Below are 13,888 nucleotides of genomic sequence, written 5' to 3'. Positions count from 1 at the left end.
GAAATGGTTCTCTTAACTAATCAATTCTACCAATTGTCTGGTAAGATTTTTTCTGGAATATTGCTGTAAACCAACACCATTCGCTTGTAATTTCCCTTCCAGAAATTGATTATAAAAGTCCAAAATTACACTTTTTAGCTTCGCTTTTTCAGAATAATCGAAAAATACACCGGTATTTGTTTCTTTTACAATAGCTGCAAAATCAGAACCTTGTGGCCCAATCGCTATTATCGGACGATTTGATACCATGTATTCAAACAATTTTCCGGGAATGATACTTTTGGTATCTTCCGAATTGATTTCGATCAACAGCAAAACCTGTGATTTCTTTTGATGCGCAATAGCTTCATGATGTGAAACATACCCCAAAAGATTCAGATAAGCATTGAGATTAAATTGGGCAATAGCATCCAGTACTTCCTGACTGACGGCACCAATTAATTTGATTTCCAGATGAGCTTTAAAATCCGGAATTTCATTCAGTAACTCTACCAGAGATTCCCATAAAAATTCAGGATTCCTATCGGATAAAAAGGAACCGATATGCGCGAGCGTAAATTTGGTATCTAAAGCCTGTTTTTCTACATTTTCGATATCATAACCATTTGTAATTACCGAAATTGGTTTGTTGGTAATGGCCTGAAACTCTGTTTTGGTCGTTTTACTCGTTACAATTATAGTATCTGCCGAATTCAGTACTTTATGTTCTAATTTTTTATGTCTTTTCGCTGCGTAAGAAGATAAACGCAGTGCTTTGTGATACCCGATTGTTGTCCAGGGATCACGAAAATCTGCCAGCCATTTTAGGTCTAGTTTTTGTTTTAATTCCAAACCAATTAAATGCAGGCTGTGCGGTGGCCCGGAGGTTACAATGGTATCAATATTATTATCTCTAATATATTTTTCAAGATAAACTATCGAAGGTTTTACCCAAAAAACCCTTGCATCCGGAATAAACAGATTACCACGAATCCAAAGAAAGGTTTTATCTAAAAAGGTTTGTTTTTTCTTTTGTGGAAAAATTCCCGAACTGATTTTTTTGGTTTTATTTTTTGAAAAAACAGAGGCCAATTGGTAAGGTTCCCAGATTTTATTTTTCAGGACAATTACCTGATCAGAAATTTCACTGACCAAACCTTCATCCACTATCGGATAAGTTGGGTTTTCAGGAATATAAACAATAGGCTGAACATTAAATTCAGGTAAATATTTGACGAATTTTAACCAACGCTGTACACCGGGACCTCCGGCAGGTGGAAAGTAATAGGTAATTATTAAAAGTTTTTTTTGTTCCATCAGTTTTCTTCTGTTTCACAGAGACTCACAAAGTTCTCACCAAGTTTCGCAAAGATTTTTAAATATTTTTTTGAGAATCTCCTTGAATTCTTTGGGAATCTTTGTGATAGAATCTTTCAAAATAAACCCCGACAATCAGTAACAACAACATTCCTATCGTACTTATCAATGTAATGGTACTTCCGGTTTTTACTACCTGTGGTTCAAATTTAAATTCAATAGTATGTTTTCCTCCCGGAATTTCCATTGCTCGTAAAACATAATCTACAGGGAAATGATCTGTTAATTTACCATCCACATAAGCATTCCAGCCATTTTTATAATACATTTCAGAGAAAACAGCCAAACCGTCTTTTCCGTTATCGGACTGATATTTGATGTAATTGGGCTTATATTCAACCACTTTAATCGTTCCGGTTGTATCCCATTGTTTCTTTAAACGGGCACTTCTGAATTTACCTTCATTTTCACGAACATTAAAAACCGCCACTTTTTTGGTATCCAAATGATCTAAAGCTTTCATGACATCGTCCGGTTTATTGACAAGCCTTACATTGCTTACAAACCATGCATTACCATTCGTATTAGGATTAACGGTCGGGAATTCTTTTCCTTCTTTATCCGTCTGAATAATATATTTCACATTCAGCATATCCAGAACCTCCATATTGTTTTTGGCGATTTGGTAATCAAACAATTGTTGTATTCTTCTTGGTTTTGCTGCATGATACCCGCCTAATGAATGGTGAAAGTAAGAGGCACGTGCACTGGACATATTTCCATTGACTTCAAAAACCCTGTAATGTGTCGTATCTTTTAAAATCTGAGCATCAGAAGGTGTTTCCTGAAATGGGGCTGCAATTTGCACCGGACTCACAAAATCTTTAGCCGAAACATATTTTTTATCTACAAAAAACAAATCAAAAATCATCAAAAGACCTACAATGATTAAAGTTGTGTTTTGTGAAAATTTATTTTTAATAAACAACCATAAAATTCCAAAAGTAACTACGATAAAGAAACCAGAACGCAATAAATCAGCAGAGTACAAACTCATCCTGTCTTCTTTTAAGGCATCAACAAAACTGGGTCCGTAACTTTCCAGAAAATAACTATCGCTGCTTCCTGTAAAATGAAACATACTTTTTGCAAAAACTAAAATCAATAAAACCCCAAGTCCGAAAGCTCCTGTCTGAACCAGGGCTTTTTGCTGTAATTTTGGTTCGTCTTTCGCTTTAAAAAATGATTGTAATCCCATAACAGCCAGTACCGGAAAGCATAATTCAAGAATAACCTGAATCGATGAAACTGCCCTGAATTTATCGTACATCGGAACGTAATCGATAAAAAAGTCGGTTAACAGGGAGAAATTTTTTCCCCATGAAAGTACCAGAGCTACTAATGCCCCTGAAAGGAAAACATATTTTATTTTTCTGTCATCAATAAACAACGCTAAAACGCCTAAAAAGAAAACTACCACCCCAATATAGGCAGGAGCTGCAACAATTGGCTGATCGCCCCAATACGTAGGCATTCCCGATACAAAATCCTGTGCTTGCTCAGATGGAACTCCCTGTTCCGTCATAAACGAATACATACGGCTATCTGTCCCTACATTTTCATGGTTTGAACCACCGAAAAGTCGTGGCGCAATCAGATTAAGGCTTTCTGCTATTCCGTAGCTGTATTCCGTAATATATTCATGGCTCAGCGCATTCTCATTTACCTTTTTAGTTCCGTCCGGATTAAAGGTCAGTTCGCTATTGCTTCGGGTACTAAATTTAGCATATTCACTGGTTGCCAGTAAATTAGTTGCATTGGCTCCGATAGCAAAAATTCCTGCTGCTGCCAGAACACCAAATGAAATTAAAAGTGGCTTATATTCTTTTTCTTTAAGGAAATTAAAAGCAAAATAACCGGAAAGAATCAATAGGAAAATCAATAAATAATAGGTCATTTGAAAGTGGTTGGCATTAATTTCTAATGCAACCGCAAACATGGTGAGCAAGCCTCCCCAAATATATTTTTTCTGAAAAACCAGTATAAATCCGGCAATAACCAAAGGCATATAAGCTATGGCATGCGCTTTAGCATTATGTCCGACTCCTAAAATAATAATTAAATAGGTGGAAAAACCGAAAGCGATCGCTCCGATAAAAGCTTTTAACGGATCTGTTTTTAAAACCAGTAACAAGCCGTAAAAACCCAAGAAGTATAAAAATAAATAATCTGCAGGACGTGGTAAGAAACGCAATGCATCATCTAATTTGCCAACGTAATCGTTAGGATAGTTGGCTCCAAGCTGATAGGTCGGCATTCCGCCAAAAGCAGAGTTTGTCCAATACGGCTCAGCATGTTCTGTGGCTCTAAAATCATTTTGCTCTTTGGCCATTCCGGTATATTGTGCAATATCGGACTGGAAAATTTGTTTCCCTTGTAAAACCGGGTAAAAATAAATTAAAGAAACGAGAATAAAGCCCAATATAACAAGGGCGTGCGGATAGAACTTATTTACTATTTTCAATTTAGGCAGGTTTGGTTAAATGATGAATCCTATTTTATTTAGGACACAAACTTAATCTATTTCTTCGTAATCAACATAATCTCCCACTTTTTTGGTTTCACGGGGATTTTTTGCATTCGCAGTATTGATAATGATTTCATCATTATTGCGTTGCGTTTTTTGCCATGAATTATCCTGGCTATATTGTTGTTGTCTCTGAAAATTCTCTCCTGCTTTTTCTACAGCCTTTTTTACCAATACAGGCAAAAAGATTCTAGCTAAAAATTTAAAAATATAATAAAAAGCCACGATGTAACAAATAGCTTTTATTAAACCTGAAAAAGATGCTTCTTGCATAATTGTATAATTTTTTTCCAAAATTAATAAATCCATTGTTTAAAATTAAAATATCAATCTTAAATAAATAATAAAATATAGTACATTTGAAATGCGTTATTACTTTTTAATCAAAAATTACGTTTATGTTAAAAGCTAAAAACTTATTTATTGCTGCTCTCTTTTTTACACCACAATTCTTTTTCGCACAATATACCGATGTCATCAACTCCAACCGTCCCGGTGAAACCATGTCGGCTTTTGCTGTGGGGAAATCTGTTATTCAGGCAGAAATTGGTATTTACGGGATAAAAGAAAAGCATGATTTATTAAATTATGATGCAAATGGTTTTGGTACTGATTTAACATTCAGATATGGCGCCTTTCTCGAAAAACTGGAATTTATCCTTGATTTACAGTATCAGATGGAAAGTTTTGATACTCCCTACAACAATTATAAAAAAAATAATTTCAGACAAACCGTTTTGGGAGCAAAATATTTAATTTATGATCCTTTTAAAAACTACGAAAAGGCAAAAAACATTTACAGCTATAAAGCCAATCACAGATTTGACTGGCATCAGTTAATACCTGCAGTTTCTGTTTTTGCAGGAGCCAATTTCGTTGGTAAAAACAATCCTTACTCTTTTTCTCCGGAGTCCAGCATTTCTCCAAAAGTGGCCTTAATTACTCAAAATCAGTTTGGAGGCGGAAAATGGGTTTTTGTGACTAATATTATTGCCGATTATATTTCTACAGATTATCCGAGTTATGGTTATGTATTAACTTTAACGCACGGTTTTAATGATAAATGGTCCGGTTTTGTTGAAAACCAAGGTTATAAAAGTAACTATTACAGTGATGCTATCGTTCGTGGCGGAGCAGCCTACCTGCTGAATCCCAATTTACAGGTTGATGCTTCTGTAAGCACTAACTTTAAAGGTACGCCTTCTATATTTTATGGAGGAGTTGGTGTTTCATGGCGCTATGATACCAAGTACAAGGAAACCCAAATGGAGTTTAAGAAACAATCCAGAAAAGACAAGAAAAAAGATCCTAAAGATCCGGAAGGTGTGAAATCCAAAAATGAAAAGGAAACAGATTATCAGGAACAGGAAAGAAAACGTAAATCTAAGTACGAATAAAAATAAATAACCAAATCTCTCTTAGGAGATATTTTACAATACGATTTAATGATTACAATTAAAGAAGCCAAAACAAAAAAGGAATTAACAGAATATATCAAATTTCCGTTTTCATTATACAAAAACAATCCATACTGGGTTCCACCCATAATTGCTGATGAATTAGAGTCATTTGATAAAACCAAAAACCCTGCTTTTGATAATGCGGAAGCTTATTTTTATCTGGCCTATAAAAACAATGAAATTGTTGGAAGAATAACAGCAATCATCAATTGGTCTGAAGTTAACAATCAGCATAAAAGAAAAGTCCGTTTTGGATGGTTTGATGTTGTTGATGACATCGAAGTTACAAAAGCTTTGCTCGAGAAGGTTTACGAATTAGGAAAACAAAACAATCTGGAACATGTTGAAGGACCAATGGGTTTTTCGAACCTGGATAAAGTTGGTGTTCTTACAGAAGGTTACGATCAGATGGGAACAATGATTACGTGGTACAACAACCCGTATTATGTAACTCATTTTGAACAATTAGGCTTTCAGGTAGAGAAAGAATATATTGAAAGTATATTTCCGTTCTCGAATGTGAAACCCGAATTTTTCCTTAAAGCGCAGGAATTAATCAAAAAAAGATACGGCTTGCGATCGTTAACCTTCACCAAAACAAAAGACATTATGCCACATGTGGACAAAATGTTTGATTTGTTTAATGATTCTTATGCCAAACTAGCTTCATTTGTAGCTATTTCAGATGTTCAGAAAGAATATTTCAAAAAAAAATATATCAGTTTCATCAATCCCGAATACATCAAGTTTGTTGTTGATAAAGACGATAATCTGGTGGCTTTTAGTATAGTGATGCCTAGTTTTTCCGAGGCTTTACAGAAAGCAAAAGGTAAACTGTTCCCATTTGGATTTATTCATTTATTACGAGCACGAAAAAAGAGTAAAGATGTCGTTTTTTACTTAATCGGAGTTCATCCGGATTATCAAAACAAAGGAGTTACTGCTATTATTTTTGATGAATATTTTAAAACGTTTTCAGAAAAAGGAATTCAAACCTGCATCAGAACGCCGGAATTAGCAGAAAACACCGCCATTCATTTACTTTGGAAAAATTTTGATCCCAAAATTCACTGTCAGAGAAAAACGTATTTGAAATATCTTTGAAAAAGTATTCAGTCTCAGTCTCAGTTGACAGTATGGTAACCACGTAAACTGAGACTGAGACTATAAAAAAAATCCATTCGCCTCAACGAATGGATTTTTTTATAATGGAAGATTTTTTTATTCTACTTTACAATCAACTTTTGTTAATGTATTTTTTTGATCAAATTTGAGTAATTTTTTATCTTTAAAGGAAACTTTACCATTTGCTTCTACAACATCACCATATCCTTCATAAAGAATTCCCTCTCTTTCAATAAAGGCAACCTCTCTAATAGATGAAACTCCTTCTGACATAAAAGTATAATCGGCAATTAAAGTATCACCTTTCATATTCCCTATCAACGTTCCTTCATTTTTATCTTTTCCAGCTATATTATAGCTTAATTTTCCATTTACTTCCTGATGCGAATTTACATTGTAACTCAGTTCAATTTTACTAGCACCTGTCGATGCAAAACATTGATCTCCTGCTGGCTCAACAATTTCAGCCTCTTTTGGTGCTTTTGGTGTAATTTCTACCGGTTCTGCAACTTGATCTTTTTTACAAGAAGCAAAAACACTTAAAGTAATAATCGTAACGGCTAGTATTTTCTTCATGTTCTTTTGTTTTAAAATTAGTGGATATAAAATTACTTTAAATAAAAAAATCCACTCGTATAACGAATGGATTTTTTTTACATAATTCCCATATTTGGGATATTTTAAAAAGAATTAAGCGTCTAAATCTACTTTAGTTCTGCTTGCAATTTCTTTATAGGTTCCGTTTTCTAATTTTTCACGAATCGCTTCAAAAGCCACCAATGTTTCATCAATATCAGACAAAGTATGGGAAGTGGTCGGAATCATTCTCAACAAAATAATCCCTTTTGGAATTACCGGATAAATTACGATTGATAAGAAGATACCGTAGTTTTCTCTTAAATCATTTACCATTACCATCGCCTCAGGAACACTTCCTTCTAAGTATACCGGGGTTACACAAGTATTGGTATCACCAATATTGAAATTTCTGGAACGCAAACCATTTTGTAATGCATTTACGTTTTCCCAAAGTTTATCCTTTAGTTCCGGGTGATTACGCAGCAATTCCAGACGTTTCAAAGAACCAATAGTCTGAATCATCGGCAATGCTTTCGCAAACATCTGAGAACGCAAATTATATTTTAAATAATCAATAATATCTTTATCTGCCGCTATAAAAGCTCCGATATTAGCCATTGATTTTGCAAAAGTAGAGAAATAAACATCAATTTGATCCTGAACTCCCTGCTCCTCACCTGCTCCGGCTCCTGTTTTCCCAAGAGTACCAAAACCATGTGCATCATCTACTAATAAGCGGAAATTATATTTTTCTTTTAAGGCAACAATTTCTTTTAATTTACCTTGTTGTCCTCGCATTCCAAAAACACCTTCGGTAATAAATAAGATTCCACCACCTGTTTCTGTTGCCATTTTAGTAGCACGCTGCAGGTTTTTTTCCATACTTTCCAAATCATTGTGTTTGTAAGTAAAACGTTTTCCCATGTGCAAACGCACACCATCAATAATACAGGCATGAGAATCTACATCATAAACAATAATATCGTTTTTAGTTACTAAAGCATCAATAGTAGATACCATTCCCTGGTAACCAAAATTCAATAAATAAGCTGATTCTTTCATTACGAAAGCAGCCAGTTCATTTTCCAGTTGTTCGTGATACTTGGTATGACCTGACATCATACGGGCTCCCATTGGGTAAGCTGCACCAAACTGAGCAGCAGCATCAATATCTGCCTGACGCACTTCCGGATGATTTGCAAGACCTAAATAGTCATTTATACTCCAGTTCAAAATATTTTTTCCGCCAAATTGCATTCTCGGACCAAGTTCTCCTTCTAATTTAGGGAATACAAAATACCCCTCAGCTTGTGAAGCCCATTTTCCTAATGGCCCTTTATTGTTTTGAATTCTTTCGAATAAATCTTTTACCATAATATAATGATGTAATAATTTTAATTTTAAACAGCGTGCAAAAATAAATATTTATTCCATGTTATCATAATAATTTAAAAATGAATCGAATTCAAAATCAATATTCGTTAAAATTTTACAAAAAACCAGTTTACACGCCGCTAAAAATCCTACAAAAATTACATCTGAAGTATAAACCCACCTAATTTATACCTGTTATAAATTCTGTGCAAAGAACCGTTATTGTTTATTTTTTACTAATTTTAAATGCTTTTTTAAAAGAAATATCATAAATCATAACACCTTTATATAATGGCTTTAAGCAACTCAAAAGATTTAAAACTAGCCGTTCTTATTGATGCCGATAACGTACCTTACAGTAATGTCAAAGGTATGATGGAAGAAATAACAAAATTTGGCACGCCAACCACTAAACGTATTTATGCCGACTGGACCAAACCAAATTCTAATGGATGGAAAGGAGTTCTGCTCGAACATGCCATTACGCCAATTCAGCAATACAGCTATACGGTGGGTAAAAACTCTTCAGATTCTGCACTTATAATAGATGCAATGGATTTACTTTATTCGGGAAAACTGGATGGGTTTTGCATCGTTTCAAGTGACAGCGATTTTACGCGTCTGGCGATTCGATTACGAGAATCGGGCATGAAAGTAATCGGTATCGGAGAAAAGAAAACTCCCAACTCCTTTATTGTAGCCTGCGACCGGTTTATTTATATTGAAGTTTTAGACGGCGCAATTCAGAAAAAGAAAATCAAAGTGGCCACCGACGTTAAAAAACCTGTTGAAAAACCTGCTGAAAAAGCATTACACAAAATCGACAAACAAACCATTGACCTTATTGAAGCTACAATTGAAGATATCGAAGACGACGACGGCTGGGCATTTTTAGGTGATGTCGGAAATTTAATCGTAAAGAAAAAACCCGAATTTGACCCCAGAAACTATGGTTTCTCCAAACTGACGCCTATGCTGAAATCATTAACTGATATTCTCGAAATTGACGAAAGAGAATCAGATAAAAAAGGAATTAAACACGTTTACGTTCGTTTAAGATTCAACTAATTATTACACTTATCCCCTATTTAATTTTTTAAAAACATGAGAAAAAAATTCTTCATCTACGGATTCTTATTGTTTCTGGTTGTTGCTGCAGTCTATTATTATTCCGGACGCGGTTTTTTACTCGTAATTATTTTACCCATATTACTGGTTGTTGGAATTTATAATGCCATTCAGACCAAACACGCTATTTTAAGAAACTTTCCGGTTTTGGGATATTTCAGATATCTTTTTGAAATGATTGCTCCGGAAATTCAGCAATATTTCATTGAAAGAGCTACTGATGGAAAACCATTTTCCAGAAATCAGCGCTCAATGGTATACCAGAGAGCAAAAAACATCGATTCCAGTACACCATTCGGAACACAGCAAAACTTAAATCAGGACAGTTACGAAGGAATCAAACATTCTATTTTTCCGGCGAAAGTGAATGAAGAACTACCTCGTGTTTTAGTGGGTGGAAAAGATTGCAAACAACCTTATTCTGCTTCTTTATTTAATGTTTCGGCCATGAGTTTTGGTTCGCTGAGTGAAAATGCAGTACGTGCTATTAATTTAGGTGCCAAAAAAGGAAATTTTTATCAAAATACCGGAGAAGGCGGTTTAACCGAATTCCATCTTGCGGGTGGCGGCGATATTACCTGGCAAATTGGAACAGGATATTTTGGATGCAGGGATGCTGAAGGGAATTTTAATCCTGAAAAATTCTCGGAAAAAGCCAATCTTCCAAATGTGAAGATGATCGAAATTAAATTATCCCAAGGTGCAAAACCCGGTCATGGAGGAGTACTTCCGGCGGCGAAAAATACCGAACAAATTGCTAAAATCAGAGGGGTTGAACCGCATACAATGATCCTTTCTCCTCCCGGACATCATGCTTTTTCAGACAGTAAAGGACTGATTCGTTTTATTGCACAATTACGTCAGTTATCCAATGGCAAACCAGTCGGATTTAAATTATGTATCGGAAACACGGCGGAGTTTGAAGCCATCTGCCATGAAATGATTGCAGAAGATACCTATCCGGATTTCATTACCGTTGATGGTGCCGAAGGGGGTACAGGAGCAGCACCCTTAGAATTTGCTGACGGTGTGGGAATGCCTTTTGAACCCGCATTGATATTTGTAAATAAAACCCTGATCGGATTAAATATCCGCGATAAAATACGCATTATTGGCAGTGGAAAAATCCTTTCCGGCTATTCTATTTTACATGCTGTTGCTTTGGGAGCAGATATGTGCAATAGTGCCCGTGGATTTATGTTTTCCTTAGGTTGTATCCAGGCGTTGCGTTGTCACAATAATGAATGTCCGACCGGAGTTGCCACTCAGAACAAAATGCTGATGAAAGGTTTGGTTGTCACCGACAAATCAGATCGTGTCTATCATTTCCATAAAAACACATTACATTCTGCTAACGAACTTCTTGCAGCAGCCGGCAAAAACAGCTTCGCCGATGTAGACATTAATATCTTCATGCGCGGTGATGAATTTAGTAATTTATCCGATTCTTATTTTCCAGATATTTTAACGAATGTTACCAAACGATAAAAAAAAGCCTCTTTGAATAATCCAAAGAGGCTTTTTAACTAATTCAAATTTCAAAATTACAGTTTTGCAGTTACCTTTTTAGATTCACTTGCGCTTTCTAAAACTGCAAATTCATCTTTATCTACTATTTTCTGAGCAAGAATGGCGTTATTATAGGCTAAGAAATAAACATCAAACTTTACTCCTTCATCGATTAACTCTTTAGAAATCTGATCGTTCTTAATCATTTCTTTCAGTAAATCAGGAAAGGACTCTTTGTATGTCAATTTATTGGTATCGTTCTCCTCTAAATTGGTTTCAATTCTAATTTCAATTTTATTGTCATTAAGAAATGCCTTAGCGGTCGTACTGGTAATTCCAGTGCCTTTAATTGACGAAGAATTATTATAGGTATTTACATGTTCCTGAATTTTTTGCTTGGTATTTTTACAACTTACCAATAACAATACAACAACAAAAGCAAATGCGATTTGAGTAATTTTTTTCATAAATATTTAGGTTTTAGGTTATTTTTTAACTCAAACATAATGAACTTTTTAAACAATAACAACTTTAGCCTACAAAAATAAAAAATGTAATTATTTGATTACAAATTAATTATCCAAAATAAAGCAAAAACATACACAGCAAAATTGAAAGGAAGTATTCCATTAAATCCATCCCGTAAAATCATAAAAAAAGCCACTCTGAAAATGATTTAGGTGGCTTTGGTAATTTTAACTTATTTTAGTAAATCTGGTAGTGATTCTGTATTTATGATCTCTTTAAGAAGAACAGTATTGTCACTCGCCAAAAAATAAGTATCAAACTGAACTCCTTCTTCTACAAGTTCTTTAGGGATTTGATTTTTAAGTATCATTTCTTTTAACAACTTAGGAAATGAGGTATTTACTTTTAATTGATTCACTTGTGTTTGTTCTAAATTGGTTTCAAATCGCAACTCAATTTTGTTATCGTTTATATAACCTCTGGCGGTTGTAAGCGTAACATCATCTGCTTTAAAACCTGGCGCAGTGCTATTGTAAGTCGTTACATATTCCTGAAGTTTTTGTTTGGTGTCTTTACAACTGACGATCAGCAGTGCAAAAAAAACTATTAATGGGATCCTGATTAATTTTTTACTCATAATTTTAAATTTAAATTTTTACTTTTTTAATTTCTGAAGCCTTAAAAGCGCTTCCAGATAATAATAATCCGCATAATTTATCGAGCAGTCAATTTCACTTCCGGCAGGTTTATGACCTGTTGAATGAAGTAAAAAAGCCGAATTAAAATCGTGACTCTGATACTGATCTGAAAGCGAAACAATCATCTTTTTAGCTTTTGAAAGATACTCCTTTTTAAGAATTGCTTCTTTGGTGTACGAACTCAATTCGATAAGTGCCGAAGATACAATAGCTGCTGCCGAGGCATCTCTTGGTTCATTTGGAATTCCGGGAGCATTAAAATCCCAATACGGTATCAGATCTTCGGTAGTCAGTTGATCTAAATAGACGCGCGCCAGTTTGTGGGCAAAATCCAAAAACTTCCGGTCTTTGGTTTCCCTGTAAACCATAGTAAATCCGTAAATGGCCCATGCCTGGCCTCTCGCCCACATACTGCCATCACTATAACCCTGTGCCGTAATTCCTTTTATTTTTTTACCGGTTTCATAATCATAAACCAAAACATGATACGAGGTATAATCCGGTCTAAAATGGTTGTTCATTGTCGTTTCGGCATGTTTTAAGGCAATTTCATATAATTTTTTACTGCCGCCGTTTTTAGAAGCCCAAAAAAGCAATTCCAGATTCATCATATTATCGATGATCGTATTGTGCCCACCATATTTATTATGCGGCCACGAAAGAATGGTTCCTACTTTCGGATTAAAAAGCGTTGCCAGCGTATCTGCCGTTTTAAGGATGATTTCTTTGTATGCTGCATTTTTGGTAAGGCGGTATCCATTTCCGAAACTATTAAAAACCTGAAAGCCCAAATCGTGATCAGCCGCTTTGCTTACCGATAAAGGTGTTAGAAAGCGACTAAATTTATCGGCTTCCTTTTCCCATTTTTTATCTCCGGTAGCTTCATATAAATACCATAATTCTCCGGGCCAGAAACCGCTTGTCCAGTCTTTATAGTCAACAAATTTCCATTCTTTGCTTCCTGTCGGAATGCTTCTGGGAGAAGATCCGTTATCCGGAATCACTTCTAATGTCTTTGAAGCCTGTAAAGCGCAATATTCCAATTGTCTTTTTAGATCAAATGTTGTAGTTTCCTTTTTTTCCTGTGCCTGACTCATCGTTACAAAAAACAGAAAAGCAGATAATAAAGAAACAAATTTAGGATTGAGATTCATAGTATTGGTTTTTGAATGCTAAATTTAGAAAATTACAAAAGAACTAAGGCCTTTTTATCTTTTGCACCTACCAAACCTGTACTATTTTCTACCTTTTTATATCTTTGTTTCGTAAAACGCCACAAAAAAAATCAATCGTGCCATTGAAAAAATCAAGAATTTATTACGGTCTGGTATTTTTTTTCGTCATTGGACTCGGCATTCTTTCCAGGAAGATCGCCATAATTCCGTTATGTTTTGGAGATTTACTGTATGCTGTAATGATATATGTACTCGTGAGGATGCTATTCATTGACAAAAAAGCGCTTCAGATTATACTTATTTCTTTCTTAATCTGTTATAGTATTGAATTCTTTCAGCTTTATCAGGACAGCTGGATTATCGAAGTCCGAAAAACCCTTTTTGGAAGATACGTTCTCGGACAGGGCTTTTTATGGAGTGATCTTGCAGCTTATACTTTTGGAGTTGCCATTGCTTTTATAATCGAAAAAATTACCTTAAAATAGTATA

Annotated in this window: 13 protein-coding genes; 5 read left to right on the top strand and 8 right to left on the bottom strand. The window is 34.9% G+C overall.

The window, feature by feature from the left end; all coding sequences use genetic code 11:
- Positions 1-12: 12 nt before the first annotated feature.
- Genes EV142_RS21050 through EV142_RS21040 form a run of 3 tightly spaced genes read right to left on the bottom strand, consistent with a single transcriptional unit; the run spans position 13 to position 4,192 of the window.
- A complete protein-coding gene (locus tag EV142_RS21050) occupies positions 13-1,296 on the bottom strand; it encodes a glycosyltransferase family 4 protein (protein WP_132037813.1) in 1,284 nt (427 codons plus the stop codon).
- A 58-nt stretch (positions 1,297-1,354) separates the two neighbouring features.
- Entirely contained in the window at positions 1,355-3,820 is a 2,466-nt protein-coding gene (locus EV142_RS21045; protein ID WP_132037812.1) for a YfhO family protein, read from the bottom strand.
- Positions 3,821-3,871: 51 nt separating this feature from the next.
- A complete protein-coding gene (locus EV142_RS21040) occupies positions 3,872-4,192 on the bottom strand; it encodes a DUF4834 family protein (protein ID WP_238698651.1) in 321 nt (106 codons plus the stop codon).
- 89 nt (positions 4,193-4,281) lie between these two features.
- On the opposite strand from EV142_RS21040, the gene EV142_RS21035 reads away from it, so the two are divergent.
- Together EV142_RS21035 and EV142_RS21030 are read left to right on the top strand one after the other, a co-directional pair.
- On the top strand, positions 4,282-5,280 hold the full coding sequence (locus EV142_RS21035; RefSeq protein ID WP_132037811.1) for a transporter: 999 nt from the start codon (positions 4,282-4,284) through the stop codon (positions 5,278-5,280).
- Between the two features lie 48 nt (positions 5,281-5,328).
- Complete coding sequence (locus EV142_RS21030; protein WP_132037810.1) at positions 5,329-6,447, top strand: GNAT family N-acetyltransferase; 1,119 nt, start codon at positions 5,329-5,331, stop codon at positions 6,445-6,447.
- A 117-nt stretch (positions 6,448-6,564) separates the two neighbouring features.
- Here the strand turns inward: EV142_RS21030 and EV142_RS21025 are convergent, their stop codons facing one another.
- On the bottom strand, positions 6,565-7,044 hold the full coding sequence (locus EV142_RS21025; protein WP_132037809.1) for a hypothetical protein: 480 nt from the start codon (positions 7,042-7,044) through the stop codon (positions 6,565-6,567).
- Positions 7,045-7,158: 114 nt separating this feature from the next.
- A complete protein-coding gene (locus tag EV142_RS21020; RefSeq protein WP_132037808.1) occupies positions 7,159-8,421 on the bottom strand; it encodes an aminotransferase class I/II-fold pyridoxal phosphate-dependent enzyme in 1,263 nt (420 codons plus the stop codon).
- 291 nt (positions 8,422-8,712) lie between these two features.
- On the opposite strand from EV142_RS21020, the gene EV142_RS21015 reads away from it, so the two are divergent.
- A complete protein-coding gene (locus EV142_RS21015; protein ID WP_132037807.1) occupies positions 8,713-9,489 on the top strand; it encodes an NYN domain-containing protein in 777 nt (258 codons plus the stop codon).
- Between the two features lie 36 nt (positions 9,490-9,525).
- Positions 9,526-11,037 carry an FMN-binding glutamate synthase family protein gene (locus tag EV142_RS21010; protein ID WP_132037806.1) on the top strand — a complete coding sequence of 504 codons (1,512 nt, stop codon included), beginning with the start codon at positions 9,526-9,528 and terminating at the stop codon, positions 11,035-11,037.
- A gap of 56 nt (positions 11,038-11,093) precedes the next feature.
- On the opposite strand, the gene EV142_RS21005 is transcribed toward EV142_RS21010, so the two are convergent.
- From EV142_RS21005 to EV142_RS20995, 3 genes are all read right to left on the bottom strand, one after another.
- Positions 11,094-11,525: a hypothetical protein gene (locus tag EV142_RS21005; RefSeq protein WP_132037805.1), complete on the bottom strand. Its 432-nt coding sequence runs from the start codon at positions 11,523-11,525 to the stop codon at positions 11,094-11,096.
- A gap of 233 nt (positions 11,526-11,758) precedes the next feature.
- The gene (locus EV142_RS21000) at positions 11,759-12,163 is read right to left on the bottom strand and encodes a hypothetical protein (protein ID WP_132037804.1); all 405 of its coding nucleotides are present in this window, start codon (positions 12,161-12,163) and stop codon (positions 11,759-11,761) included.
- Between the two features lie 18 nt (positions 12,164-12,181).
- Positions 12,182-13,378, bottom strand: a complete 1,197-nt coding sequence (locus EV142_RS20995; RefSeq protein ID WP_202978481.1) for a glycoside hydrolase family 88 protein — start codon at positions 13,376-13,378, stop codon at positions 12,182-12,184.
- Positions 13,379-13,515: 137 nt separating this feature from the next.
- Here EV142_RS20995 and EV142_RS20990 point away from each other — a divergent pair, with 137 nt between their 5' ends.
- Positions 13,516-13,884 (top strand): ribosomal maturation YjgA family protein, encoded by a 369-nt coding sequence (locus EV142_RS20990; protein WP_238698650.1) that lies wholly within the window; start codon positions 13,516-13,518, stop codon positions 13,882-13,884.
- The last annotated feature ends 4 nt before the right edge of the window (positions 13,885-13,888 follow it).

This window comes from Flavobacterium circumlabens, from assembly GCF_004345565.1.
Lineage (GTDB): Bacteria > Bacteroidota > Bacteroidia > Flavobacteriales > Flavobacteriaceae > Flavobacterium > Flavobacterium circumlabens.
The sequence above is the reverse complement of the archived record's forward strand: the minus strand, read 5'-3'. Positions and strand labels throughout refer to the sequence as shown.

What these genes read in the sequence shown, in the direction of transcription:
- EV142_RS21050 (WP_132037813.1), bottom strand. Translation starts at nt 1,296, where the DNA reads ATGGAACAAAAAAAACTTTTAATAATTACCTATTACTTTCCACCTGCC.
- EV142_RS21040 (WP_238698651.1), bottom strand. Translation starts at nt 4,192, where the DNA reads ATGGATTTATTAATTTTGGAAAAAAATTATACAATTATGCAAGAAGCA.
- EV142_RS21035 (WP_132037811.1), top strand. Translation starts at nt 4,282, where the DNA reads ATGTTAAAAGCTAAAAACTTATTTATTGCTGCTCTCTTTTTTACACCA.
- EV142_RS21030 (WP_132037810.1), top strand. Translation starts at nt 5,329, where the DNA reads ATGATTACAATTAAAGAAGCCAAAACAAAAAAGGAATTAACAGAATAT.
- EV142_RS21025 (WP_132037809.1), bottom strand. Translation starts at nt 7,044, where the DNA reads ATGAAGAAAATACTAGCCGTTACGATTATTACTTTAAGTGTTTTTGCT.
- EV142_RS21020 (WP_132037808.1), bottom strand. Translation starts at nt 8,421, where the DNA reads ATGGTAAAAGATTTATTCGAAAGAATTCAAAACAATAAAGGGCCATTA.
- EV142_RS21015 (WP_132037807.1), top strand. Translation starts at nt 8,713, where the DNA reads ATGGCTTTAAGCAACTCAAAAGATTTAAAACTAGCCGTTCTTATTGAT.
- EV142_RS21010 (WP_132037806.1), top strand. Translation starts at nt 9,526, where the DNA reads ATGAGAAAAAAATTCTTCATCTACGGATTCTTATTGTTTCTGGTTGTT.
- EV142_RS21005 (WP_132037805.1), bottom strand. Translation starts at nt 11,525, where the DNA reads ATGAAAAAAATTACTCAAATCGCATTTGCTTTTGTTGTTGTATTGTTA.
- EV142_RS21000 (WP_132037804.1), bottom strand. Translation starts at nt 12,163, where the DNA reads ATGAGTAAAAAATTAATCAGGATCCCATTAATAGTTTTTTTTGCACTG.
- EV142_RS20995 (WP_202978481.1), bottom strand. Translation starts at nt 13,378, where the DNA reads ATGAATCTCAATCCTAAATTTGTTTCTTTATTATCTGCTTTTCTGTTT.